General features: G+C 53.8%; 23 protein-coding genes. 10 read left to right on the forward strand and 13 right to left on the reverse strand.

Annotated features, from left to right (window positions below; all coding sequences use genetic code 11):
* Nucleotides 1–2 precede the first annotated feature (2 nt).
* Nucleotides 3–1025, reverse strand: coding sequence for a LacI family DNA-binding transcriptional regulator (locus tag IAI47_RS16420; RefSeq protein ID WP_008925523.1), 1023 nt, complete (start codon nt 1023–1025; stop codon nt 3–5).
* 84 nt (nt 1026–1109) lie between these two features.
* A complete protein-coding gene (locus IAI47_RS16425; RefSeq protein WP_008925522.1) occupies nt 1110–2498 on the reverse strand; it encodes an MFS transporter in 1389 nt (462 codons plus the stop codon).
* Between the two features lie 582 nt (nt 2499–3080).
* Here IAI47_RS16425 and IAI47_RS16430 point away from each other — a divergent pair.
* Nucleotides 3081–3635 (forward strand): histidine phosphatase family protein, encoded by a 555-nt coding sequence (locus IAI47_RS16430; RefSeq protein ID WP_008925521.1) that lies wholly within the window; start codon nt 3081–3083, stop codon nt 3633–3635.
* Here IAI47_RS16430 and IAI47_RS16435 read toward each other — a convergent pair.
* Nucleotides 3617–4582, reverse strand: coding sequence for a hypothetical protein (locus IAI47_RS16435; protein WP_105099534.1), 966 nt, complete (start codon nt 4580–4582; stop codon nt 3617–3619). The two genes, IAI47_RS16430 and IAI47_RS16435, sit on opposite strands and share 19 nt — an antisense overlap.
* Before the next feature lie 503 nt (nt 4583–5085).
* Here IAI47_RS16435 and IAI47_RS16440 point away from each other — a divergent pair.
* Nucleotides 5086–6099, forward strand: coding sequence for a glycosyltransferase family 32 protein (locus IAI47_RS16440; protein ID WP_008925519.1), 1014 nt, complete (start codon nt 5086–5088; stop codon nt 6097–6099).
* Here IAI47_RS16440 and IAI47_RS16445 read toward each other — a convergent pair.
* A complete protein-coding gene (locus IAI47_RS16445; RefSeq protein WP_008925518.1) occupies nt 6076–6993 on the reverse strand; it encodes a LysR family transcriptional regulator in 918 nt (305 codons plus the stop codon). The two genes, IAI47_RS16440 and IAI47_RS16445, sit on opposite strands and share 24 nt — an antisense overlap.
* Nucleotides 6994–7095: 102 nt before the next feature.
* Here IAI47_RS16445 and IAI47_RS16450 point away from each other — a divergent pair, with 102 nt between their 5' ends.
* The gene (locus IAI47_RS16450) at nt 7096–7485 is read left to right on the forward strand and encodes a tautomerase family protein (protein WP_003850893.1); all 390 of its coding nucleotides are present in this window, start codon (nt 7096–7098) and stop codon (nt 7483–7485) included.
* 221 nt (nt 7486–7706) lie between these two features.
* Nucleotides 7707–9998, forward strand: coding sequence for a phosphatidylglycerol--membrane-oligosaccharide glycerophosphotransferase (gene opgB, locus IAI47_RS16455; protein WP_008925517.1), 2292 nt, complete (start codon nt 7707–7709; stop codon nt 9996–9998).
* A gap of 88 nt (nt 9999–10086) precedes the next feature.
* Here the strand turns inward: opgB and IAI47_RS16460 are convergent, their stop codons facing one another.
* Complete coding sequence (locus tag IAI47_RS16460; RefSeq protein WP_008925516.1) at nt 10087–10800, reverse strand: GNAT family N-acetyltransferase; 714 nt, start codon at nt 10798–10800, stop codon at nt 10087–10089.
* A 100-nt stretch (nt 10801–10900) separates the two neighbouring features.
* Between IAI47_RS16460 and IAI47_RS16465 the strand changes: the two genes are divergently transcribed.
* Entirely contained in the window at nt 10901–12361 is a 1461-nt protein-coding gene (locus tag IAI47_RS16465; RefSeq protein WP_008925515.1) for a PLP-dependent aminotransferase family protein, read from the forward strand.
* A gap of 181 nt (nt 12362–12542) precedes the next feature.
* On the opposite strand, the gene IAI47_RS16470 is transcribed toward IAI47_RS16465, so the two are convergent.
* Both IAI47_RS16470 and IAI47_RS16475 read right to left on the reverse strand, forming a co-directional pair.
* Nucleotides 12543–13058 (reverse strand): RcnB family protein, encoded by a 516-nt coding sequence (locus IAI47_RS16470; protein ID WP_008925514.1) that lies wholly within the window; start codon nt 13056–13058, stop codon nt 12543–12545.
* Nucleotides 13059–13184: 126 nt separating this feature from the next.
* Entirely contained in the window at nt 13185–14438 is a 1254-nt protein-coding gene (locus IAI47_RS16475; protein WP_033743105.1) for a serine hydrolase, read from the reverse strand.
* 241 nt (nt 14439–14679) lie between these two features.
* Here IAI47_RS16475 and IAI47_RS16480 point away from each other — a divergent pair, with 241 nt between their 5' ends.
* The 5 genes from IAI47_RS16480 (at nt 14680) to IAI47_RS16500 (ending at nt 20134) form a co-directional block, all read left to right on the forward strand.
* Nucleotides 14680–15348, forward strand: coding sequence for a YecA family protein (locus tag IAI47_RS16480; RefSeq protein ID WP_008925512.1), 669 nt, complete (start codon nt 14680–14682; stop codon nt 15346–15348).
* A gap of 419 nt (nt 15349–15767) precedes the next feature.
* Nucleotides 15768–17246, forward strand: coding sequence for a transcription antiterminator (locus tag IAI47_RS16485; protein ID WP_255348848.1), 1479 nt, complete (start codon nt 15768–15770; stop codon nt 17244–17246).
* Between the two features lie 15 nt (nt 17247–17261).
* On the forward strand, nt 17262–17735 hold the full coding sequence (locus tag IAI47_RS16490; protein ID WP_008925510.1) for a PTS sugar transporter subunit IIA: 474 nt from the start codon (nt 17262–17264) through the stop codon (nt 17733–17735).
* 108 nt (nt 17736–17843) lie between these two features.
* Complete coding sequence (locus IAI47_RS16495) at nt 17844–19268, forward strand: PTS fructose transporter subunit IIC (protein ID WP_008925509.1); 1425 nt, start codon at nt 17844–17846, stop codon at nt 19266–19268.
* 5 nt (nt 19269–19273) lie between these two features.
* Entirely contained in the window at nt 19274–20134 is an 861-nt protein-coding gene (locus tag IAI47_RS16500; RefSeq protein WP_008925508.1) for a ketose-bisphosphate aldolase, read from the forward strand.
* A gap of 122 nt (nt 20135–20256) precedes the next feature.
* Here IAI47_RS16500 and IAI47_RS16505 read toward each other — a convergent pair whose 3' ends face one another.
* From IAI47_RS16505 to IAI47_RS16530, 6 genes are all read right to left on the reverse strand, one after another.
* Nucleotides 20257–20841, reverse strand: a complete 585-nt coding sequence (locus IAI47_RS16505; protein WP_008925507.1) for a DJ-1 family glyoxalase III — start codon at nt 20839–20841, stop codon at nt 20257–20259.
* Between the two features lie 290 nt (nt 20842–21131).
* A complete protein-coding gene (locus IAI47_RS16510) occupies nt 21132–21929 on the reverse strand; it encodes a CDP-diacylglycerol diphosphatase (RefSeq protein ID WP_033743104.1) in 798 nt (265 codons plus the stop codon).
* A gap of 212 nt (nt 21930–22141) precedes the next feature.
* Nucleotides 22142–22345 carry a contact-dependent growth inhibition system immunity protein gene (locus tag IAI47_RS16515; protein WP_008925505.1) on the reverse strand — a complete coding sequence of 68 codons (204 nt, stop codon included), beginning with the start codon at nt 22343–22345 and terminating at the stop codon, nt 22142–22144.
* 18 nt (nt 22346–22363) lie between these two features.
* Entirely contained in the window at nt 22364–22789 is a 426-nt protein-coding gene (locus IAI47_RS16520; protein WP_008925504.1) for a hypothetical protein, read from the reverse strand.
* Entirely contained in the window at nt 22786–23487 is a 702-nt protein-coding gene (locus tag IAI47_RS16525; RefSeq protein ID WP_008925503.1) for a hypothetical protein, read from the reverse strand. Before IAI47_RS16525 ends, IAI47_RS16520 begins: the two co-directional genes overlap by 4 nt.
* A 154-nt stretch (nt 23488–23641) precedes the next feature.
* Nucleotides 23642–23998, reverse strand: a complete 357-nt coding sequence (locus IAI47_RS16530; protein ID WP_008925502.1) for a putative T6SS immunity periplasmic lipoprotein — start codon at nt 23996–23998, stop codon at nt 23642–23644.
* Nucleotides 23999–24381: the final 383 nt, after the last annotated feature.

Below are 24381 nucleotides of genomic sequence, written 5' to 3' on the forward strand. Positions count from 1 at the left end.
CGTTAACTCTGACTTTGCGGCTGGCAACCGCAGGATTCACCGATTTCAAGATAGTGTGGAAACTCCTTCAATTGCGCTTCGCTCTCGCCCTCTTTCAGCATCTGAATCGCAGAGCGGGCCATGTCACGCAGTGGCTGGCGCACAGTCGTTAATGTCGGGACATGAAATGACGAGTGATTGGTTCCGTTAAAGCAGACCAGCGCCACATCCTGCGGCACCCGAATCTGATGTTCGGAAAAGGCGCGAAGCGCACCAATCGCCTGACCTTCGTTACTGGTAAACAGTGCACGCGGCACACAACCCCGCGCGATCATAGCCTGCGCTGCCTCGTAGCCACCCTGAGGGGTGTAGCTGGCGGGAAACATCAGCGACTCATCAATGTGCAGGCCACGATCCTGCATTGCATCACGCCAGCCCTGGATGCGATCCTGTGCATTGAGCATATCGACCGGACCGCTGATAATGCCGACCTGCTGATAGCCGTGACTTAACAGATGCGCCGTTACCTGCCAGGCGGCCTGACGTTCATTCACCCGCAGCATGTTAACGCCCGGCTGTGGCTCAACCCGCTCCAGCATCACCAGCGGCGTACCGCTGGCTTTAATCAAATCAATGTAAGGATGGCGATCGACGCTGTTGTAAAACAGCCCATCCACCTGACGGTTAAGCAGTCCCTGAATTAACTCCAGTTCTCGCCTGCGGTCATCACCGGCATCTCCCAGCAGCATAACGTGACCGTGGTTCATCGACTCCTGCAGCAACATGTGCGCCATGGAGGCGACAAAAGGATTGCCGATATTAGGCACCACCAATCCAAAGGTCTTGGTATTACCGGATGCCAGTGCGCGTGCTGCGGCATTTGGCCGGTAACCCGTCGCTTTAATCGCTTCAAGTACCCGCTGACGGGTGGCCTCAGCGACCGGACGCGGCCCGTTGTTAATGACATAACTGACGACTGCCACTGAGGTGCCTGCCGCTTTCGCAACTTCTCTGCGGGTCACTTTTCCCGTTAATGACTTAGGCACATCATGTCCCTCCATAAAAACAGGCCGCTTTACACGGCCTGCTGGTTGTCGCTCTCTTCTGGCAGATGAGATCCTCAGGTACTGCTAGATGGCATCTTCAGGCAGATTCAGATTTCGCCCTCGCGTCTCAGGCGCGACAAAGGTAGTAAAGAATCCAATGGCGGCCATTGCCGAGAAATAGACTGCAATCGGCCACCAGTGACCGGTATAAGAAAGCATAGCAGCGGCAACAAGCGGTGCGGTGCCGCCGGACAAAATCGAGCCCAGTTCTTTAGCCACCGCCATTTTGGTATAGCGATGATGAACACCGAACATCTCGACACCCCAGGCCGCCTGCACGCCAAAAATACCCAGTGACGCCAGCGCCATACCGACCACGATTACCGGAATCACCAGCATCGGTTCACGGGTATCCAGCAGCGTAAAAGCAGGCCAGGCGTAAAACATCAGCAACAGACAGAAAACGCGATACACGATCCGGCGACCAAAGCGGTCAGAGAGCCAGCCCGCTAAAGGAATGATCAGGAAGCCCAGCAGCGACGCGAGAAACACGGCGGTGGTCGGTACAGACTTATCCACCATCAGCACTTTTGCGACGTAACCCACGATGAAGCCCTGCGCCAGATAGGAAGGGCCGTTTTCGCCGATGCGCAGGCCAACCATGGTCCAGAAAGCGCGGGTACGCTGGAAGAAAGGCCGCTGATCGACCACCGACGCTGCCTTCATGCCAGCACGTTCCGCTTCCATCTCCGCTTTTCTGCGCTCAAACACCGGCGTTTCTCGCAAATGACGGCGAATCCACAGCGCAACCAGTGCAATCAGCGCACTGCTGAGGAAAGGAATGCGCCAGCCCCACTCCAGCAGGCTCTGCTGATCCATCTGCACCACCAGCAGCCAGACCAGCGAAGCCAGCAGCGTGCCACTATTGGAACCCAGCGCGATCACAGAAGAGACCAGTCCGCGGCGCTCTGTCGGCGCATATTCGCCCAGCATCACCGTGCCGCCCGATAACTCCGCACCCGCGCCGAATCCCTGTGTAAAGCGGAGCAGAACCAGGCAGGCAGGCGCCCATACGCCAATAGAGGCGTAGCCCGGGATTAAGCCGATAAAGGTTGTGGAAGCACCCATCAGAATAATGGTGGAGATCATGACGACCTTTCGGCCTTTGCGATCGCCGAGCCAGCCAAAAAACAACGCGCCGATGGGCCGGGCAACAAAGCCGACTGACCAGGTCGCGAAGCTGGAGAGCAGCGCCATGGCTGGGGTTGATTCGGGAAAGAAGACGTCGCCAAAGATGATACCGGCAGCCAGGCCATAGAGCGCGAAATCCGCGTACTCCATTGCCGTTCCGAGCCAGCATGAGAAAGTGGCGCGCCAGAAATCTTTGCGGCCTGAAGGGGTGTCAAACCGCTCATCGGCGGCTGAAGTGGATGACAGTGATGCCTGCTGCTTAACGGAATTGTGTGCCGTCATAACCCTATCCCTGAATGAGTATGCAGATCGATAAACGCCCGTCCATGGGTCGATTCCCTGATGAAAGCGGAATCCCCCGGTGACGACGTTCAGTGGGCGAACCATGATGAAAGGTTAAAGGATTCCCTGGTGTTGGAATCGTATTCATCGCCCCCTTTCGCCGGTGTATTTTTCACCGGTCGCTTAAACTGAGCGAATATAACTTAACAATCGATGGAGCCTACTGTGCATCGGGCACCGTGAGCAATCACTGGGGACTTAGTGTATCTACGCGCGTAGATAAATCAATAGATCCTGACGATATTTGTTAGAAAAACTTCATTATAACATTCCGTCATCACCCATTTTTTGCGCAAATTCAGCGAGTTAAACGCCTTCTTATTGCACAAAAAAAGTTACCAGCGCCTGTAAGTTATCTGATTCACTAATCATTAAGCACGATAAAAGGGGCAACGTTCCCTTCATCATTTTCAGTTATCGCACGCGCAGATTACCTGCAAATGACACTGGCTGTTTATTCTGAAAAATCACCGTAAACACAGGCAATGCGTTACCCTGACCAAAAGGCCGGACAGAGATACGATGAAAATTATTCTGATGCGACACGGTAAACCTGACCACCAGGCGGCGGGTCGCCAGAGTGTGCAGGCACTGGCTGACTGGTGCGAAGCGTACGATCTGTCACAGGTCAGTGACGGACCGCCGCCGCGCAGCATCGAAATTGCCCGTCAGGCTACGTTTATCGTCTGCAGTCCCCTGCCCCGCGCGCAATCCTCACTGAGCCAGCTCGGTCTGGAACCCCATGAGGTTGATGCGCTGTTCAGCGAAGTCGCCGTGCCGCTGGTGAAAACCGGTGAGGTACAATTACCGACCGTGTGCTGGCTGGCCCTGCTGCGGCTTTTGTGGTTTTGCGGTTATGCAGGCGACGCGGAGTCGCTGCAACATGCACGCAGCCGCGCTTCGGCGGCGGCAGAAAAACTGATCGATCATTCACAGCAAGGCACGGTACTGCTGCTGGGCCACGGCATCATGAACAAAATGATTGCGCGTGAGTTACGAAAACGCGGCTGGCAGGCAGAGAAGCATGCCAGCAGCCGGCACTGGAGCACTGCGATCTATCATCGTCCGTTTATCTGACCGAGCGGAAAATAGCCCAGTACCTCACAGCCCGTGCCAACACGCGGCGTGGCAATGACTTTACGCTGTGCCAGATCGATCACACTCAGCGTGCCATCATCCTGATTGGCAATCAGCAGCTGTTGCCTGTCGGGCGTGAAGCAGCCATCCATCGGCATGTTACCCACGCTGATATCGCCCAGCGGATTCAGCAGATCGTCAAACAGTGTCACCCGCGGTTCCTGATCCCCTATTGCCACCAGCTGTTCGCCATCGGCGCTGAAGCGAACCACCTGACAAGGCTGCTGATGACCCGGCAACGTAATGCGCTGGCGAATACGGTGGCTCTGCCGATCGATCAGATAGAGCAGCGGCGCGTCAGCGGCACTGGCGACCAGATAAGGGTGTTTCGGTGATGCGGCAATGCCCGCAATCGGGCCAGGAAGCAGGATGGTATCGATCACCCGTCCTTCAGCTTCACAGAGATCCACGACGGTGATGGTCGCATCCTCTTCGTTATCGGTGAACAGCTTGCGGCCGCTGGGTGACAGTGTCAGGCGATGCGCATTGTGAGAAGGAATCGGGATAATTTTTTCTACTTTGTCAGTCTGCGGATCGATCACCGCCACGGCGGCACTCTGCTCACAGCATAGATAGACTTTGCCATCGCGCCCCAGCTGTCCGCTGTGGGGTGCCCGCAGCGGCGACAGATCGATAAAGCCACTGATCTCGCGACGCTGTAAATCAATGACCGCCACTTTATGACCCGGATGCGGGTTATTACCTTGAACGCCGTCGCCATAAATAGGCACATAGGCCTTACCCCAGGGGGCCAGCATCAGGAGTTCATGCGGCCGCGGTGGAAAAGCGTTCAGTTCCCGCTCGACCGCGAAGGTTTCCGGATTAAGAAACAGGACGCGATTACCCTGTTTATCGACCGCCAGTAAACCGTAAGCTTCACTCTGCATGCGCACTCCTTTCTCAGTAAGTTCTTCTTAAGCGTAGACAATCCTCTTCAGCCTGTCTGATGCTGCGGATTGATGAGCCGGGCTTACCCCACCTATTAAGTGCAATATTCACGACTGCGGTGACCAGGCCTTATGTCAGCCCGATAATAAAGCATGATATTAAGATATTCCTTAATTAAGGGTTTCGTTATATTTAAATAAATGATTAACAGCGACCATATTATTATTTAGACAAGATGACCGGATTATTTCCGTATTATCCTAAAATCAAAAAAAGACATAGCTAATGTGTAAATAATGTTTTATTAAAAAGGTGCAGTGCAATTAAACAGCCGTGAGGAAACTTCCGCGCGCTAAACCACTGCGTCGCCACCAGGGAAAACCATTCATTCATTCCCGCACTCATCGGAATTGCAGCCAGTATGCAATGCCAGCCGTTGCCGCCGCACGCGGAACGGGCAGAGCCTGTACTGTGACGGGAAAATAAAAATAACAGGTGCACCATGACTTCACATCGCCAACGTCCAGCGCATAAAATCTGGCGTAACTGGAAAAGAATATCGTTCAGTAGCCAGATGTTATGGAATAAGAAACAGCAGAGACTCTGTCAGGCACCGGAATATGATCCGGGACAGGAAGATAATGTCGTATTGGTCTCGCAGCAGAAAGATCTGCCGGAGATTCCAAAAATTGTCTGGATGGTCTGGCATAACGATCACCTGCCCACCTCAATGGCGCTGAACATCAGTAAAATCCGGCGGGATAATCCCGATCACCAGGTGCATCTGATTACACAGCGCACGCTGTCGCAGTGGCTGCCCGAACTCAGCTTTATCTCTTCGGATCTGACGCTGGCCCATAAAAGTGAAATTATCCGGCTTGAGCTGATTCACCGTTATGGTGGCATCGGCATCGACTGCAGCACCCTGCTGTTTGAGAACCTCGCCTGGGTGCATCGCGCGCACGAGGCACGGCCAATGGATCTCATCGGTTACTACCGCGAGCAGTCAACGATGAACCTGCTGGCGCCGGTTACTGAGAGCTGGTTTCTGGCCGCGCCACCGCAAAACCCGTTTATTCGCGAATGGCTGAAACAACTGGCGCCGGTTAAAAACGTCGGTATCCGCAACTATTTCCATGAACTGAAGAAGCGCGATGATTTTCCGCTGATTGTGCAGAATATTGATAATCCCTCGCGCCAGCTCCTGTCGCTGGCACAGCAGGTTGCGATGCGTGAATACCGGCGGGCCAATCTCTATCTGCGTAAAGGCGAAGCCAGCGCCTGGTACTATCAGCGTTTACATGCCGACAGCAGCAGCGCCTTTGCGCAATCCGTGATGTTTCATCAGCGGCCACAGACGCCGCCGCCGATTATCAAATTAACCGGCAACGAGCGGCTGCATCTCGACTTCAATCTGCGGCTGGGTTTGTATAACCGCAGCAGTTTGATCGGCGAGATGATGCAGACCACACCGCCTGCGCTGGCATTGCCCTCAGCGGTCAAAGCGCGCGCGTAGCCACTGCGTGAACGTGGTGACCGCGCGGGGGACCTGCGCCGCCCAGGGCCGGACGATCCACAGGCGGGCTGCAAAGGCCTCAACAGGCTGCCACGCCGGCAGCACCTGCCGCAATGTACCGGCTGCCAGCGCCTCACGGGCGCTGAAATCGGGCAGCATCGCAATCCCCAGTCCCTGCAGCGCCGCATCGCGTATTGACTCGCTGTTGTTGGTGGCAAAGCTGCCCTGAATCCGAACCTGCACCTGTTCGCTATCCGTTGTCGTCTCAAACCGCCAGCGCGGTGACTCGATGCCACGTGGGTAGTAAAGACAGTTGTGCTGTTTCAGATCCTGTGGCGACTGCGGTACACCCTGCAGGCTGAGATAGGCGGGTGAGGCCACCAGCAACGTCCGGGTATCGCATAGCGGCAACGCGACATGGGTTTCCGGTAGCGTGTCACTGTGTCGAATTGCCAGATCAAAGCCTTCGCTGCTCAGTGACACGATGCGGTCTGTCACATCCAGCTGCAGACGCACCTGCGGATAGTCACGCAGAAACTCGCCAATGATTGGCACCAGTTGCTGACGGGCAAACGCCACTGGCGCGGTCATCCGCACCAGACCCCGCACCGGTCCGGCGGTATCGCGCACGCTGAAAAAACTCTGCTCGATGCGGGAAAACGGTTCGCGGAGCTCCTCCACCAGCTTCTCGCCTGCTGACGTCAGTCGCACACTGCGCGTGGTGCGCTGTACCAGCAACACACCAGCCATCTCTTCCAGCTCTTTGATTTTCTGACTCATCGCCGCTTTGCTGACATCGAGCCGCTCTGCCGCGCGGGTAAAACTGCCCTGCTCTGCCAGTACGGTCAGCCAGTGCAGATGATCCCACAGCGCATCCGTTTTCATCTCTTTCATTGTGATTGTTCACTATAGTGAATAATCATTTCAGGCTACGCGCTTTTTCCCGCCGGATAAAGCGGTCACCATAGCGTTATTAATCATGATGAGGAATTCGCTATGCCACTGCTGCAATTTGATGTTATTCAGGGTCGTTCAGAATCCGAACTTCGTACACTACTGGATGCAGCGCACCGCGCTGTGCTTACGGCCTTTAACGTGCCTGAACGCGATCGCTACCAGATTGTTCAGGAAAACAAGCGCTATCAGATGGTGTTTCAGGATACCGGACTGGGATTTACACGCAGCGATAATCTGGTAATGGTGCGGGTCTATACCAGCCCACGCAGCAGCGAACAGAAACAGCAATTTATGGCGGAGCTGGCACGTGAGCTGCGCGAACATTGTGGTGTACAGGGCAACGATTTAATGATCAGCTTTATCACCAACGACAAAGGTGACTGGAGTTTTGCCGACGGCGAAGCACAATATCTCACCGGCAAACTCTGAAAAACGTCCTGACCTCTGCTCTGCTGACGGTGCGCGCCAGCCACCGTCACGCCTGATAACCTCCCTTCTGGAATGACAATTAACCAATCTGCTCTCCACCGCACAATTCGGGCCGGATATGTTGCAGCCGGATGACAGCCAATATAGATTGTCGAAAAACCATCCCCCGAAGATGGCTGGTTGCGTGAAGCCTCGCGTAACCCTGAAAAGAGGATTTCCCATTGTCCGAATTGGTGTCCGTCGCCTTGTTTCTGGCCGCTATTGCCATTTATTCCTGTAAAGCCGGGCGTAACAAATTCTGGTTTATTGTTGTTCTGATTCTGCTGGTGCTTTTCGTTGTGCTGAACGCCACCCTTTATGCCAGCAACTATTTTACGGGTGACGGCATCAACGATGCGGTGCTGTATACCCTGACCAATAGCCTGACCGGCGCGGGCGTCAGTAAATATGTGGTGCCGGCGATTGGCCTGATCATCGTACTGTTTCTGCTGTTCTGCCTGCTGTCGTGGATTCTGCGTCGGCGTAAGCGTCCCCATCACATGGGCTGGTCGCTGCTGGCGGCTGTCTGCGCGCTCGGCTCCGTGCAGACCACCCCGGCTTTTCGCCAGGTCGCGACGCTGATTGTGTCGCATACCCAACTGGCGGATTCTGACTTCGACAACTTCTACAGGGTGCCGCGTAATCGCATTGAGCAGCCGCACCTCAACGTGGTTTACATTTATGGTGAAAGCTTAGAGCGCACCTATTTTAACCCCATCGCTTTTCCTGGTTTAGCGCCGGAGCTAAGCCGGCAGAAAGAGCAGAGCATCGACTTCAGCGAAACCGAACAGTTGCCTGGCACCGATTACACTATCGCGGGCATGGTTGCCTCACAGTGTGGCATTCCGCTGTTTGCGCCATTTGATGGCAATGCGTCGGCGTCACTCTCCAGTTTCTATCCCCAGAACGTCTGTCTGGGCGACATCCTGAAAAACTCCGGCTACCAGAACTGGTTTATTCAGGGCGCCGATCTGCGTTTTGCCGGTAAAGACGTCTTCCTGAAATCGCACGGTTTCGATCCCGAAAACCTGTATGGTTCGCAGGAACTGAAAAGCCGCGTTGCCGATCCCACCTACCGCAATAACTGGGGTTATTACGACGACACCGTGCTGGATGAAGTCTTTGAGAAATATCAGGAACTCTCACAGGCCGGTAAACCTTTTGCGCTGTTTACCCTGACCGTCGACACCCATCATCCTGACGGGTTTATCTCGCGCAGCTGCGATCGCCGGAGTTACAGCATTGAGGGCAAACCAAACCAGTCATTCAGTGCAGTCGCCTGTTCGCAGGAGCATGTTGCGCGTCTGATTTCGCGCATACAGGCATCACCGTGGTTCAAAAATACCGTGATTGTGGTGAGTTCCGATCATCTGGCGATGAACAACACGGCGCATGCGTGGCTGGTTAAACAGCCTCGTCGCAATCTGTTCATGGTGATTCGCGGCGATAAACCGCAGGCGGAGCTGATGGAAGCGAAGCGCAGCACGCTGGATAATGGCGCCACGCTGCTGGATATTCTCGGTGGTGACAATGCGATTGGTCTGGGCCGCAGCAGCCTCTCCTCGATTTCGCTCTCCACCCAGTTCGACGATATGAAAAGTAAGGTGACGAGCTGGAAACCTGACATCATCCAGTTGTGGAACTTCCCGAAGAAGATAGACAACTTCACGGTGGATCAGGCGAAGAATACCTTCAGCTTCTCAGGCACCACCTTTAAATTGCCGATTCTGTTCCGTATCAGTGACAAGCATGTAGAGCCAATGCCGGAAGGAGAATATTCGGCTCCGCTGCGCTATCAGCTGGCCGATTTCACCTCCGCTGATAAATTCCTCTGGGTGGATCGCTGTTTTAAAATGGCGCGGCTCTGGCAGCCTTCGCTGGCCCTCTCCGGCGATCTCTGTGTGGCGATGGGGCAGCTCGGTGGCACGCCGTCGGTGACGCACGTCGATAAAGCGCAGTGGAAAGGCAACGTGAAGTTCCCGGACGGCGCCGTCAGCGATGCGCGTTACCAGCAGAACCTGGCGCAGCTTCGTATTGAAGATAACAATATTCGCTACAGCGCCGACAGCTTCCGGCTCGACGTGCCTGGCGCACCGGAAAGTGTTAAAAGCTTTAGCGGCATCTCACGGCCAGAGATCTGGGGACGCTGGTCTAACGCCAATCTCGCACCAGAAGTGCATATCGACTATGTCGATGCGCTGCCCGCAAAGTTCGATCTGGTGATCACCGCGCGCGCGTATGGCCCCAATGCACACCGCGCCATTCCGGTTCGGGTCGGCGACCAGCAGCAGTTGCTGTCGTTGGGTGAAGAGGTTTCGACGCATACCCTGCATTTTGACAACCCAACGGCCAGCCATCGTCTGGTGATTGCACCACCGGAGCCGCAACTGAGTAACACCGGCAATATCACCGGTCAGGATCCGCGCAAATTAGGCATTGGTATGGTTGAAATTAAAATCGTGCCACAGTCATAACGCCCGTTTTTCTGGTCACGCCTCTGCGGATTACCGCAGAGGCCCATCACCTCAAATCCTGTCTGACTTCACCGGGTCAGCTCCCCGCTCAGGGCCTGTCGCGCAGCGTTTCCAGCTTCTCGCGCTGCTGACCGTCGGCGGTAAAGTTATCCCCGGACAGCCAGCGCTGCATCCCCTTTTTCACCCGTGGCCATTCGCTGTCGATAATCGAGAACCAGCGGGTGTCACGCGAACGCCCTTTATAGACGATGGCCTGACGGAACTCGCCTTCGAAGCGGAAACCAAGCCGTGCCGCCGCTTTTCGTGAAGGGGCATTACAGCTGTCGCACTTCCATTCATAACGGCGATAACCCAGCGTTTCAAACGCGTAGCGCATCAGCAAAAAGTGCGCCTCCGTTGCCATGCGGGTTTGCTTCAGCCGGGGCGAAAAGGCGACATGTCCGACCTCTATCACGCCATGTTCAGGCTGAATGCGCATTAACGACAGGGTGCCCACCGCCTGATCTGTTGCGAGATCGATCACAGCGAAATGCAGCGGGTCGCGGCTGGCCTCCAGTTGCATTGCATAATCCTGAAATGCCTGCCGGTCACTAAACGGCCCCATAAACAGATAAGTCCAGTCACGCTCATCCTCCGCCAGCGACCACGCCTCAAACAGGGCATCGCTATGCCGTGCCACGCTGTAAGGCTCCAGCCGGCACGCCTGGCCAGTGAAAATCTGATGCTGCGGTAATGGACGGGTTTGCCAGTCTGGTAAAGGCTGACCGACCGGCTGACCGTATTGATTCAGATGTTGTGACATATCGCCTCCCGGCTGCAGATGATAGCCGCAGATTGCCACTATCCTGGTGGGTTAAAAAGGTCCACTATCGTGAAGAATGATAGACCCACGAGAAGAGACAATGAAATCGGTGATCCCGCCATTACTGCTGGCTCCCTTACGATCCGCAGCCGGAATGACGCTGCAGCAGCAACTCTATCAGCGGATAAAACAAGGCATTCTGCAAGGCCAGCTGGCTGCCGGCACGGTGTTACCGGCGACACGGCAGCTGGCACATGAGCTGCAGGTTTCGCGGAATACCGTGCTGAACGTCTGGACACAGCTGCAGGCAGAGGGCTATCTGATGAGCGATAGGCAAGGCAGCCGCATCAGCTCACTGGCTTTGCCGGCCCGGCAGGCGGATGACGACACGTTAGCCAGCTGGCCGCTGGCAAAACGGATTGATGCCCTTAACCAAGGCCAGTGGATCGACACCGGCTCATTGCCCCTGCGTCCCGGCATACCTGCCCTGAACCATTTCCCGATGGCGGCATGGCGCCGGGCGCTGAGTCAGGTCATGAGCCACACGTCACCGCATCTGCACGGCTATGGCGATCCGTTTGGCGAAGCAGAATTGCGTTCCGTGCTGGCGCAACAGTTACGTATCACGCGCGGTGTACGTTGTGATGCCGGACAGATCGTGATTACTGAAGGTGTGCAGCAGGCGCTTGCGCTGTGTGTCGCCCTGCTAAGTAATCCGGGCGATCAGGGCTGGATTGAAGAGCCGGGCTACCGCAATGCCAAAGCGGCTCTGCAGGCCGGGCAGCTTAACCTTGTCCCGATCCCCACCGATGAACAAGGAATGGCGCCCGAGCCGGAGCACTGGAATGCGGCGCCACCTCGCCTGATTTATACGACGCCAACCCATCAGTATCCTACCGGCGTGGTGATGAGCGCGGCCCGGCGTCTGGCGCTGATTGCCGCCGCCCGACAGCACCAAGCCTGGATTATTGAAGATGATTACGATGGCGACTTCCATTACCACGGCGAGCCTGTCATGGCGATGCAGGGCATGACCGAAAATGCGCCGGTTATCTATCTCGGCTCATTCAGCAAGACACTGTTTCCTGCGCTACGTATCGGATTTATGGTGCTGCCCGCGCCGCTGGTCAGCCGCCTGCGACCGGCGCTTCATCAGATCCTGCGTGGTGGTCATCGTCTGGCGCAACAGGCGCTGACCCGTTTTATTCTCAATGGTGAGTATCGCCGCCATCTGGGCAAAATGCGTCGTCTCTATCGTCAGCGACAGGGATTACTGCGAACCGAACTGCAGCGCGCGGCGGGTCAGGCAATGCCGTTGCTGGGCGGTAACAGCGGGATGCATCTGGTGCTGCCGCTCGATGCGCATCAGGATGACGTCGCCATTGCCCGCAAACTGCTTCAGGCTGGCTACGCACCCACAGCCCTCTCGACCTTCTATCTGACCGAACCGGCGCAGCAGGGTCTGGTTATTGGATACGGTAACTGTAGCGACACACAAATTACGTCAGCGATGCGTCAGCTAAGTCGGTTACTGGGCTGGCCTCATGAACCTGCCCGGTGAGGCGTCAGGCGTCAGGTCATGACAGAAAGTGTGCGGTGGTCGCGGGATTCTGGTGCAGCCCGGAGGTTGATGCAGAGCATTGCTCCTGGCAGAGAGCCCGCGAGGGTGGCAGGCATTGCGGACAGACGTTTCAGCAAAAAAAGCCGGTCTGACTGACCGGCTGATTTTTTAACCGCATAGGTTAACCGCGGAAGAAGATATCGCCTGATTTACCCATGACAATTTTGCCGGTGTCATTGGTAATAAGAATGTAGTTGGCGTTGATATAGGCCCAGTGGGTATTTGCCTGCGGGGCGGGCAGATTACGCTTTTGCCACTCGGTGATGGTGTACGTTTTATCGGTGTACTTCTCTGGCACGATGTCACCGATTTTATACTCTTTGTAGTCGATGATGATGGTGCTGAGTTCGTAATTAGGGCGTGCGCCGTTGGACGGTGCCGGAGAAGTCGGCGTCGTCGGCGTAATGCCATCATTAGATTGTGAGCTGGTCTGCGGCTGGTTTTGCGCGGCACCGGTGTCTGGCTGAGCGCTGCCCGTATCAGGCGTAGCGGGCTGGGCACCCGGGTTTGCAGGCTGAATCTGCGGTGGTGGCGGAACGCTATCCGTTGCTTCGCCAGCAGCCTGTACAGCGGGGATCAGGCTCAGTGAGCCAACCAGTAATCCCATTGATAAAAGTACACGTTGAGTCCTGCGCATAATGATTTCCACGTTGAATTTTGACAGTCAGGCTAAAATTTATCGCACTTCAGTTCCGGTACGCTAATGCTATGTGTAAGGCAACACAGCGCGATTCACTTTACTGTGCACAGCTCAGGTAACGGATCACTGTTCGACCACTTTATCCTGAGTTGCCAAATCGACCAACAACGCAATGCCTAAATAGTTGCTCCAGTTAAAGCCGTTCTGCAACACCACGATCGCATTGCCGTTACGTTTATCATAGCCGATAAAACTGGCGTAACCGCCGATATACCCCACCTGATAGGTGATCTGCTGACCTTCAATCGTGTCGGTAACCCAGGCGATGTTCTGCGCCTGCGTACCCTGCTGATACCATGCGCGGTTCACCGCCCTAAACGCCCGATCCTGCGCCGTATCATCGGTGGCATCAAGATGTGCGCGCAAATAAGCACTCAGGTCACGCGCATTACTGTAGAGACTGGCCGCCGCCACCATGTTGCCGCGAAAATGCCAGTCGGGCGTCAGCGAGCCGCGGCGGATAAATTTTGGCTGATCGCCTGCATGGCCCAGCGCACGCAGCGGATAGCCTGGCAGCGTTTCCGGGACAAAACTGCTTTGAGTCATCTTTAACGGGGTAAAGATAAGCTGTGATGCCAGCGTCTGAATCTCCTGATGAAAACGGGTGCGTATGATAAAACCGAGCAGCGCATAGCCGAGATTGGAGTAGTGTGGCATGCGTACCGCAGGTGCAGAGAAGTCCGCCAGATAAGTCAGCAGCCTGTCACTGTCGAGATTGCCATAGAAATTCTCGCCAGTGCCAAGATAACGAACGAATTGCAACAGCATCGGCAGGTCCATATCCTGACGCGGCAGGCCTGAGGTGTGGGTTACCAGTTGCAGTAGGGTGATGCGCTGCGCATCAGGACTAAGATGAACCTCTTTCGGTAGCAGGTCGGCCAGCGTATCACTCCAGCGCAGCTTACCCTGTTCAACCAGCTGGATAATCACTTCAGCCGTCACGCCTTTACTCAGCGATCCCAGCGCAAACAGGGTATCGGGCGTGACAGGATAGCGATGCACCTTGTCAGTGACGCCAAACGGGTAATAGCGCGTCGGGCCGCCGTGATGAATAACGGCGATGCTGATGCCGGGAACCTGCTTCTGCTGCATGTAGTGATGCACGATGTCATCGACATTTTCTTTAAAGGTGGCGTGGGTCAAATAAACACGGTCGCCCACCGGCGCGGAGGTTTGCGACAGGGTTCCGCAGCCCGCCAGCAGGAAGATCATGACGGGCATAAATCGCATTATGACTCTGCCGATCCCGTGGCTGCTCTCGGCCAGTGGTGCGAGATATACAGCTAAAGCCTGGCTGCCGGAAAATCCATTTTTCATTTAATAATCATCAGGTTAATTTTATTTACTACGCAGCAGCCTCTCTGTAGCGCAAAAATGTACCACAAAGTGCAGCAGGCTATCGCCTGCATAATGGGGTCAAAATGGTGTTAAACGCGGTTTAACCCCATGCCAGCGCCGGACAGGGTTAGCTGTGTTGAACGCCCACAAGGGTGTACACTGCTGCGGTTTTAAGGCTCAACGCCGCGCTGAAATTTTCACATGCCCGGGAGGCAACCGCATGAAAGAAGGCCCACTGTCCGAGAAAGAGCTGCAATGGCTGGAAGATATGCTGGAAAAATATGGCAGCGAAGCGTCGATTATTGATGTCTCCGAGCTGGATGGTCTGCTGACTGCCGTTCTCTCCGGCCCCACTACCGTTGAACCCAGCCAGTGGCTGGTGGCTCTTTGGGGTGGCGAGAAGCAGATTCCAAAATGGAGCAACGAGCGTGAAATGACGCGCTTTATGTCGCTGTGCTTCCAGCATATGAATGATGTGGCTGACCGCTTATCTGAGTTCCCGGAGCAGTTTGAACCGCTGTTTGGCATCCGCGAGATGGAAGGTCTGGAATTTACCGTGGTGGAAGAGTGGTGCTTCGGCTACATGCGCGGTGTCGCGCTGACCGACTGGTCTGCCCTGCCTGCGGATCTGCAGCCTGCGCTGGACGCTATCGCTCTGCACGGCGTGGAAGAGAACCTCGACAAGATCGACGCCATGACGCCAGACGAAATGGAAGCCAGCATTGAGGCGATCCGCCCTGCCGCCCTGGCGCTGCACGATCACTGGATCTCTCAGCCGGAAGCGATTCCCGTGCCTCAGAAACCGGTCGCGGCAGAGAAGCTACCTGGCCGCAACGATCCCTGCCCGTGCGGCAGCGGCAAAAAATATAAGCAGTGCTGTCTGCATTGATCTGATGCCCGGGATCTGCTTCGAATAAAGGTCCCGCCGTTGAAGATGGCATAAAGATAAAATCTGGCCCGGTGTATGCCGGGCTTTTTTCGCGTTAGCGTAACCCGGCTGAAACAGGTAGTGATTTCGCCACGCAGACCCGACAGGTTCTGCCCATAGCCATCGGAGTATCGTACCAAATTCGGTCACTGTCGATGAGCTGTCAAAACCCTCCCAATCTCTTCCCTCACATGTTTCACTCCACCCGAATTATTTCAAAAATACCCCTTCAGGTGGTCAGCCTGCCCACTCTGTTGTGGCCATGTTTTAATATTTACATGGCTGAGGGCCTTTGTTTAGATGATAACTGACACCTCGAATAACAAATTAAGCGGAACCTGATGATGATGAAGGCGCTGACTGAGCGGCAACTGACGATTATGCGACAGCTTATTTCTCATAACAGTTACGTGAGCCTGCAATTTATTTCTGAAAAAACAGCCATCACCAGCCGAACCTTACGCCGCGACATCGCTGACATTAATGAAAAGCTGGCTGAACAGGGCATCAATATCAGCGGAAAAAGTGGGAGAGGGATCACAATTAAATTCTCTGATGCCCAGGCAGAAATAGCTGCGCGCCGGATTTTTTCAACCGAGGTGGATGATTTCAGCAGCAACTTCAGGATGCTGAAAATAGCATCGGATTTATTAATGCTTTCACCAAAAAGTTCATCCATTAGCGAACTCGCGGATAAATATTTTATCAGCCGCGCGTCGATAGTGAATGATTTAAAAACACTGGAAGTCTGGTTGCATCAGTTTAATTTAACGTTATTGAAAAGCCGCGTCGGCACCAGTATTAAAGGCAGTGACCAGAATATTCGCATGGCGATGAAAGCGCTGGTATTAAAATCGATTTATAACCGTCAGGACATGATGGAAAGCCGCCTGGATGAAAGCACACTGCAGGAGCTTTCAGAAAAATTTGGTCAGCAGGCTGTCCATTTTACCCTGCAACTCATCAATTTTATTGAACAGCAACTGCACTATACGATTAGCGATCCTTACTACATTAATTTGTTTACCCACATTCTGGTGCTGATTCACCGCAGTCACTCGCCGACGCACAGGACCGACGCGCGCGCTGTGACCATGAGCCGGGTCAGCGATCATCACGCCTGGCAGGTTTCGCTGGCGGTGGTAGAGCGCATCGAGACCGCCTGTAATACGGTGCTGGTGGCTGAAGAGTCTCACTCTATCTATCAATATCTTGTCTCCTCCGGTAAAGCGGGCGGTGAGGTGCCATTGCAGGATGAGTCGCTAATTTCAGAACGTGAAACCCGCTTTGCGCAGGAGTTGATTAGCCGGGTGGCGCAGCGCATCAACATTGAAATCACGACCGACCAGAACCTGCAGGCGTCCTTGTCCTCGCATATCAAGCCGATGCTGAACCGTCTGAGATATCACATCCGGATTAAAAATCCGCTGCTGCATGATATCCAGACCGAGCTGGGAACGGTTTTTGCCGCCGTCAAAGCGGTGATCAACCAGCTGACGCAGGAGTACAGCCTGGATGAGATCAGTGACGATGAGGTGGCGTACCTGACGGTGCATATCCAGGCGGCCATTGAAAACAGCATCAAAGTAAAGCGGGTACTGCTGGTCTGCTCCAGCGGTCTGGGCACGTCGCAGCTGCTTTACGGGCGGATTATCCGCGCCTTTCCCGACTGGAAGATCATCGACATCGTGCCTGGGAAAAATATCGCGGACTCCCTGAAACGCCATGAGTGTGATGTGGTGATATCCACCATCCGGCTGGAGCCGCTGGAAAAACCGGTGGTTTATGTTTCAGCGCTGTTTTCGGCGAAAGATATCGCAAGAGTCACAGAATGTCTGGTATCGAATTCAATTAATTAATAATGGAGAAGTAACATGACAACAGCCGTGGCGATTAATGAAGTTCTGAAAGAAGAGTGCATTATTCTCGATGTCGATTGCCAGACAAAAGAGCAGATTATTTCTCAGTTGACTGACCTGCTCTGCCAGACCGGCGCGGTCACCGATAAAGCAGCATTTCTGAAGGATGTTTATCTGCGTGAAGAATTAGGCTCTACCGGATTTGAAAACCATATTGCGATTCCGCACGGTAAATCCGCTGCCGTCGCAAAAACCCGGATTGCCGTGGGCCGTTTACGCCGCGATATTCCATGGGAAACCATTGACGGCACCAGTGTTCGTTTAGTGATTCTTTTCGCGGTAAAAGAGTCTGATAAAGATGTCGGTCATATCAAAATGCTCGCCAGAATATCCATTGCGCTGGGCGATGAAGATGTCGTCGAACAGTTACTGACTGTCCCGCATCGAGAAGAGATGTTTCATTTACTGTTGTCCCGCTCGGGATCCTGAATAAATCAGAGAATGTAATGAGATAAAAAGCTTAAGGAGGTATTCCAGGTTGTAGCCATTCCTTCAGACCGAAAAACATAAATATAAAATTTTCACTGGAGAACGTTTATGAACATTATTGCCATTACCGCCTGTCCTACAGGTGTCGCCCACACCTACCTGGCCGAAAGTAATTTGAAAAAAGCGGCTAAAAAACTGGGCCTGAATGTATTAGTTGAAACCCAGGGCGCGATTGAAAGCGAATATATTTTCAGCGAAGACGATATTCATCGGGCCGACGTGGTGTTAATTGCCGCGGATAAGAAAGTCGAGATGGCGCGCTTCCAGCACAAAAACGTGATTGAGGTGCCCGTTACCCGAGCCGCAAAAGATGCCGAAGGCCTGTTAAACGCCATCGTGAACGGTGAGCTGGCTCCCCGCCTGGTGGATTCAGCATCGCAGCCGAATGCGTCTGAACCGGCTAACAGTGCCCGTGAAACGTCAGGTTCCCGCTCCTGGATGTCTGAGATTTATGTGCACCTCATCACCGGTGTAAACCTGATGATCCCGTTTGTCGTGGCGGGCGGCATTCTGATCGCTCTGAGCTTTTCATTCGGGATTACCGCGGCCACACCAGGGGACGCGAATTTCAGCCCGATAGCGAAGATGCTCTCTGATATCGGCGGCGGTTCGGCTTTTGCCCTGATGCTGCCGATTCTGGCACTGGGCATCAGCCAGTCTATCAGCGGCAAAGCGGGCATCGTGGCGGGTGCAGTGGGCGGGATGATGGCGATCCACACCGGCTCCGGCTTCCTCGGGGCACTGATTGCGGGGTTCCTGGCAGGATACATCACGCTGTTGATCAATAACCATATTCATCTGCCTAAAGCGGTCGCCGGCCTGAAACCCATTTTGATTGTGCCGCTGCTGAGTGTGCTGCTGACCGGTGCACTGATGGCGCTGTTGATTGGTGAACCGATTAAAATGCTGCTCGGCTGGCTGACCGCCTTCCTGAGTTCTCTGGGTAACGCTAACGCCGCCCTCCTCGGCCTGCTGTTCGGCATGATGGTGGCTTTCGATATGGGCGGTCCGCTAAATAAAACCGTCTGTATGTTTGCGATTGGCCTGATGTCGAGCGGCATCTATGGACCGATTGCCGCCTGTATGGCGGCGGGCATGGTGCCGCCGCTGGGCATCGCGCTGGCAACCACCCTCTTCCGCCGCAAATTCACAGAGCAAGAGCGTGAGACCGGCAAAGTCACTTACATCCTCGGCCTGTCGTTTATTACCGAAGGCGCGATCCCCTATGCGGTCGCCGATCCACTGCGCGTCATCCCGGCCATTGTGGCGGGTTCCGGCTTAGCGGGCGCCCTGTCGATGATGCTGGGCTGTGCTTCACGCGCCCCGCACGGCGGCATCTTCGTCATCTTCATTCCTAACGTGATCAGCAATGTCATGGGTTATCTGTTTGCGATTGCTGCAGGCAGTCTGCTGACGGCGCTGATCCTGCTGTTTCTGAAAAAAGATATCTCCGTTCCTGAACAACAAGGATAAAACCTATGCTTTACAACATGAAAGATCTGCTCAGCGTTGCACAACAGCATCAGTTTGGTGTGGGCGCGTTCAACATCGCCAGCGCGGAGTTTGGACGGGTGGCGGTTGAGACTGCCGAGCGGCTGGATTCACCGCTGATTCTGGAGATCCATCCTGAGGAGATGGCGTTTACCGGCCCGGAATTTATCGGCTATCTGCGGACGCTGGCGATTCAGGCGCGTGTGCCAGTGGTAATCCATCTGGACCATGGCCGTTCGCTGGAAGAGGTGATGAAAGCGATCTACGCCGGTTTTACCTCGGTGATGATTGACGCCTCGTCTCATCCTTTCGAGCAGAATATTGCGCTGACGAAGAAGATTGTCGAGATAGCGCACACGATTAATGTCTCCGTGGAAGCGGAGCTGGGCACCATCGGTGTGGCGGAAGGCAGCGGCGAAGGCGGCAGCAACGAGATTCTCTATACCGATCCGCAGCAGGCCGAGACCTTTGTACGCGAAACCGGCACCGATACGCTGGCGGTCGCCATCGGCACCTCGCATGGCCTCTATCCCAAAGGGAAGCAGCCGAAGCTGGATATCGAGCGTTTGCAGCAGATTCGTAAGGTGGTGGATATTCCGCTGGTGCTGCATGGCGGTTCGGGTAACAAAGACTGTGAGGTCGCGGAGTCGATTCGTTATGGCGTCGGCAAGATTAATATCTCCAGCGACATGAAGAAGGCTTTTTTTGTGGCGCTGGATCAGGAGCTGAAACAGGGCGGACACGAGCCTAATTCACTCTTCGTTAAACCGATGCAGGCGGCAAGTGAAGTGGTCGCAGCGAAGATGGCGCTGTTTAGTTCGGTGGGGAAAGCGGGGCTGTATCGGTAAGCCAGTCACCAATGACTAGTGGAACACGGCTGCGATTCAAAGAGACACTGAGGATTCGGTGTCTCTTTTGCTGCTATCACAACACTCAGCGCTCTGTGCGGCTGACTAAAATTCAGGGGCGTTTAGCGAAGCGACCTCTTCAGCCACGGACGGTAATAAATGTGTTCAGCCTGGAAATCGACCGCGCCTTTATTACCGGTGAGACGCTGAGCCAGCGTTAATGCAAAATCGAAGGCGACACCCAGCCCCCGGCCACTGAGCAGATTGCCATCCTCCACCACATCCTCCATTACATACTCGCCATCTTTGACCTCCAGCCCCAGCTCGCCTGAACATGTATAGCGACGGCCTTTCAGAAGGTTATTGCCACCCAGCACCCGGGCGGCGGCAGAGCAGATAGGTGCAATCAACATGCCGGCGTCATCATGTCGCTGAATTAAAGCAGTAACAGCAGAGCTGGCGGCCAGATTCTTAGAACCCTCAGGCCCGCCTGGCATGATCAGCGCATCGAATAAATGTGCGTCCGCTAATTCTTCAATCAGCGTATCTGCTTTAATGACGGCACCGTGGTAGCTGACGATCTCGCGCTGAGTCTGACAGGCAACGGTGGTGACTTTGATGCCAAGCCGGCTGAGGATATCGAGAGTAATAAACGCTTCTGCTTCTTCAAATCCTGTGGCCAGGAGTAATGCTGCATTTTTGGACATATTGCCTCCGATGACTTTCAATAAATGAAACACCGTTTCATTTTATCGGCATTCTACCAGAAGTTTTCTGCTGTCGATGACTCTGTTTAAAAAAGGGAGGGTTTACAGCGTGTGCATGACAGGATGCCACTGGCAGCGCGCGGGGCCGCTGGTCTTTATTCATGCGTGAGCCATGAGCTGGTTTTTCTGCGCGGGTGATCTCGTCCTCTTCAGCCGGGTTCATGCTATCAGAGGGCTTAATTACAGCAGTGCGGTTGGGTTGGTTGAAGGTTCAGGGTGATGAAGATTGGTTACTCCCTGACTGAAACGTCAGCCGGCGGCGCTGAAAGAATAGCGCAGCGTTTATCCAGTAGCGACTCAACGGATGCCCGATTGCCCTTATCCCAGCCGCGCCGGGTGGTGAGCAGGATAAATCCTTTTTCTCCCGAGAACGTTGTGGGGATGAGCGCCACGCCAGACTCCGCCAGCTGCGGCGGCGACAGATGAAAATGGCTCGCTACGGAGGAGACAGGATAGATCCCCATCGCCGTGGGCTGCATAACGCGTCGGGCATAGTAGGTGTGGTTTAGCAAACGGTCGGGCAAGGGTCGCCAGTCATCACCAATATAGCGCCTCTCGGCCTGAAGCTGGCGATAGACATCCTCCCGCAGGCAGGTCAGATGAATATGCAGTTGATTCTGGCTGCGGCCATAAGCGGAGTTCAGCGCCATACCGAGCCGATCCTCCGGCACTTCAGCGCCATAGGCCGCCATCAGACGATAACGCATTAACCAGGCGTAGCCGAAATAATCGGGACGTCCGGGCCGCGTCAGCGCAATGCTCTCAATGCCGGACATCGCTACCGTAGGCACCAGAATAAAGTGCAGCTTATGGCGAGGATTCTGGATGATGCTGTAGCCCTGTGTGGCGTCCTGCGGAAGATAGACTTGCTGGCAGGGAGCTGGATCGCGACGATAGTGATAGTTATTCATGCAGAGGTCATGCGTGACCGTCCACAACGCGTCAGAGCGGGCGCATCCTGTCAGCAGCAGCGCGATGACCAGCAGCAGCGCGATAACCAGCGGCAGAGACCGACATCGCCATAGCATTTTCCCGTTTAGTGGATTCAGTCCGGTCAGGCGACTCAATGCAGGTATAACCTCATTAGCAAGGGTTTATAGTGGGGGCGCTTTTTATCCGAATGGCAAATCAGCATTCAGCCTTAAGCAAGAGATGCACTCACCTTTTTCTTCAAAAGGTTAAGGAATTCTGCTGGCGTCGTTTCCCATAATTCTGTAGAAAATTCCGCGCCATAGCGGCTTTAGAAGTCCTGCTCCAGGTTGTCACTCTCCCTCATAAATTGTTCAATATCACCTATCAAGCCGTGCCGAGAGGCGGGAGTAGAATCTGCAATCCATGCGTTGATTTGAGCATCGATACTTTCACCACTACCGAACAGGTCGTAGTCTTGTCCAAAATAGATGGCAATAAGGCTATCCAGTCCGGCTATGTCAATGTTTTTCAAAGTCGTAACCTCGGCGACTCAATTATTCAGAACCTTGGTCAGCTCAACCTCACGGGTTATGGGATTAAAGTACAGATAGAACTGATCCCCATCCAACTGATCAGGTCTTGCCCATATTTCCTTTTCACCCAGACTGCGCTTTTGCTTCGTGTATCCCAGCTTTTCGAGATAAGCGCGCAGCGATGCAGTATCTGCAGCTCCTTTAAATACGATGCTATTTGAAGGGGAATAACCGTCGCCAGGGTGCGACTCGAAATAGAACTCGTCCGTTATACGTGGTGCTTTTTCGATATCTGAGTCTGTCAGTGTATGGTATTTAAAAAAATCGTGTTGTGTGTAAACAGTCGCCTCATTTGAGCACGCTGCAACAAACCAGACAAACAGACCGCCACAAATAAGCACGGTAGCAACCATAAGCGCGGACCACTTAAACAGGTTTTTCATTGCTTCGTCCCCATGAATGAGAGTGATGTCCCATCATTGGTAACGACCTTAACAATTCCAGATGTGAAATCGTTCCACGGCCTGAGCCAAGTCATAAAATGCGGAAGATATACTTTATACGGCTGATGTCGCAGGCATTTATCATCCGGGTCGGGAAAAAGAATCGGACGGAATCCATGATTTTTATGGGAACCGATAGCCCCATAGTAGTCCCAGCGCCGAACAGCTGAATCATAGCTGACTGGCTTGAGACGATAGCCATACCGACCCGGTATGATAGCCCGATAAAAACCAAACAAATCGGAAACCAAATCCTCGCCACTGAAACCGCTGTCTGTATACCATGAGAATGAACGCAGACTTTGCAGGCTTTCGAATCTGGATGCGGTGTTTATCATCATCGCCAGCATGATTCTGTTAATCTCATCGGTGTCCCGGCCTCGCTTGATTTCCCAGTGAGAAAACTTCCCAACGCCAAACCGCGATTTGAACTTAAAAACGCCCATATCCTGCCGGTACATGACTGGATAAGATGGCTTGCTGCTACGCTCACCTTCAGCGAACTGACGCCTCAACGCAGCCACGTCATTGCCACGGGCATGGCCCATATCAATCCAGCCCAACACCTCGGTGTAAACTATGCCTCTGTCGAGTACGTCAAAGGATACCCCATCCTTAATTTCTCTTCGGGTGCTCATACTTACATCTCCTTATGTAGTTTGCTCGTGAATGGTATAGATGATTTTTCAGACAGTCCAGCCGGGAAGCTGTTTCATTAACCTGCTTACCATTGATTAATATTCCAGGTGTGCTGCATGCCGGTTTGGGCAACAAAGCGGGCGCTCCGCCTTCTTATTCTTTGGGATAAGAGAAATCAGCTGTGACTAGATGCGAAACTGACTTAGCAGATTGAACCTCATAGGCGAAATAGTATCGCTCTCCTGTTGTGAATTTAAATCCGAACACAGGAAGGCACTCACCTTTTGGAACATAAACAGGCTTGTCATCAAAAACCCTGTGAAAGGAGTCACTTTTATCGCTGTTGATTTGAATGGCAGTGATACTTTCTTGTGGCTCCAGTGGCGACACTACACAAACTCGATTGTCTTTGAGAAACGCCGTTGTAGATACGCGCCCCACCATTCGATCGCCAGGCCCAGGACATCCCGTTAAGAGAAATACGACACCCAGCAATATTTTGTTTTTCATGTTCAACGCTCCTTCCCTGTTACGACCTTATGGCAATGCGAGGGGCAAAAAACTACTTCACTTATTATAAAATTCGTTTTTTTTATTCATCTTCTTCTCAATCACTCTGACTATGATCTGATAACCGTTGAGGGTTAGCACTGTTCTGATGACTATTAGCGTAACCCTCACAAACCTTCAATATCGCGTTGATTGTATAGCTTTGCTAACGCTGTCCAAAAATTCTGCTCTCCCTCTGTAGATTGATCTGATGGCTTTACCAGAAGGAAAGTTATTACGAGCAAGGTGACGGCGATAAGGATTCTAACCCCCCGCCTTGACAGGTTTCGCTTCCATTTAACACCAACTCAATTGTGCCAAAAGACATTAGCCCGTTACGTAAT

The sequence above is a fragment of the Pantoea sp. MT58 genome (genome assembly GCF_014495885.1).
Classification (GTDB): Bacteria; Pseudomonadota; Gammaproteobacteria; order Enterobacterales; family Enterobacteriaceae; genus Pantoea; species Pantoea eucalypti.

What these genes read in the sequence shown, in the direction of transcription:
- IAI47_RS16425 (WP_008925522.1), bottom strand. Translation starts at nt 2,498, where the DNA reads ATGACGGCACACAATTCCGTTAAGCAGCAGGCATCACTGTCATCCACT.
- IAI47_RS16430 (WP_008925521.1), top strand. Translation starts at nt 3,081, where the DNA reads ATGAAAATTATTCTGATGCGACACGGTAAACCTGACCACCAGGCGGCG.
- IAI47_RS16435 (WP_105099534.1), bottom strand. Translation starts at nt 4,582, where the DNA reads ATGCAGAGTGAAGCTTACGGTTTACTGGCGGTCGATAAACAGGGTAAT.
- IAI47_RS16440 (WP_008925519.1), top strand. Translation starts at nt 5,086, where the DNA reads ATGACTTCACATCGCCAACGTCCAGCGCATAAAATCTGGCGTAACTGG.
- IAI47_RS16445 (WP_008925518.1), bottom strand. Translation starts at nt 6,993, where the DNA reads ATGAAAGAGATGAAAACGGATGCGCTGTGGGATCATCTGCACTGGCTG.
- IAI47_RS16450 (WP_003850893.1), top strand. Translation starts at nt 7,096, where the DNA reads ATGCCACTGCTGCAATTTGATGTTATTCAGGGTCGTTCAGAATCCGAA.
- IAI47_RS16460 (WP_008925516.1), bottom strand. Translation starts at nt 10,800, where the DNA reads ATGTCACAACATCTGAATCAATACGGTCAGCCGGTCGGTCAGCCTTTA.
- IAI47_RS16465 (WP_008925515.1), top strand. Translation starts at nt 10,901, where the DNA reads ATGAAATCGGTGATCCCGCCATTACTGCTGGCTCCCTTACGATCCGCA.
- IAI47_RS16470 (WP_008925514.1), bottom strand. Translation starts at nt 13,058, where the DNA reads ATGCGCAGGACTCAACGTGTACTTTTATCAATGGGATTACTGGTTGGC.
- IAI47_RS16475 (WP_033743105.1), bottom strand. Translation starts at nt 14,438, where the DNA reads ATGAAAAATGGATTTTCCGGCAGCCAGGCTTTAGCTGTATATCTCGCA.
- IAI47_RS16480 (WP_008925512.1), top strand. Translation starts at nt 14,680, where the DNA reads ATGAAAGAAGGCCCACTGTCCGAGAAAGAGCTGCAATGGCTGGAAGAT.
- IAI47_RS16485 (WP_255348848.1), top strand. Translation starts at nt 15,768, where the DNA reads ATGCGACAGCTTATTTCTCATAACAGTTACGTGAGCCTGCAATTTATT.
- IAI47_RS16490 (WP_008925510.1), top strand. Translation starts at nt 17,262, where the DNA reads ATGACAACAGCCGTGGCGATTAATGAAGTTCTGAAAGAAGAGTGCATT.
- IAI47_RS16495 (WP_008925509.1), top strand. Translation starts at nt 17,844, where the DNA reads ATGAACATTATTGCCATTACCGCCTGTCCTACAGGTGTCGCCCACACC.
- IAI47_RS16500 (WP_008925508.1), top strand. Translation starts at nt 19,274, where the DNA reads ATGCTTTACAACATGAAAGATCTGCTCAGCGTTGCACAACAGCATCAG.
- IAI47_RS16505 (WP_008925507.1), bottom strand. Translation starts at nt 20,841, where the DNA reads ATGTCCAAAAATGCAGCATTACTCCTGGCCACAGGATTTGAAGAAGCA.
- IAI47_RS16510 (WP_033743104.1), bottom strand. Translation starts at nt 21,929, where the DNA reads ATGCTATGGCGATGTCGGTCTCTGCCGCTGGTTATCGCGCTGCTGCTG.
- IAI47_RS16520 (WP_008925504.1), bottom strand. Translation starts at nt 22,789, where the DNA reads ATGAAAAACCTGTTTAAGTGGTCCGCGCTTATGGTTGCTACCGTGCTT.
- IAI47_RS16525 (WP_008925503.1), bottom strand. Translation starts at nt 23,487, where the DNA reads ATGAGCACCCGAAGAGAAATTAAGGATGGGGTATCCTTTGACGTACTC.
- IAI47_RS16530 (WP_008925502.1), bottom strand. Translation starts at nt 23,998, where the DNA reads ATGAAAAACAAAATATTGCTGGGTGTCGTATTTCTCTTAACGGGATGT.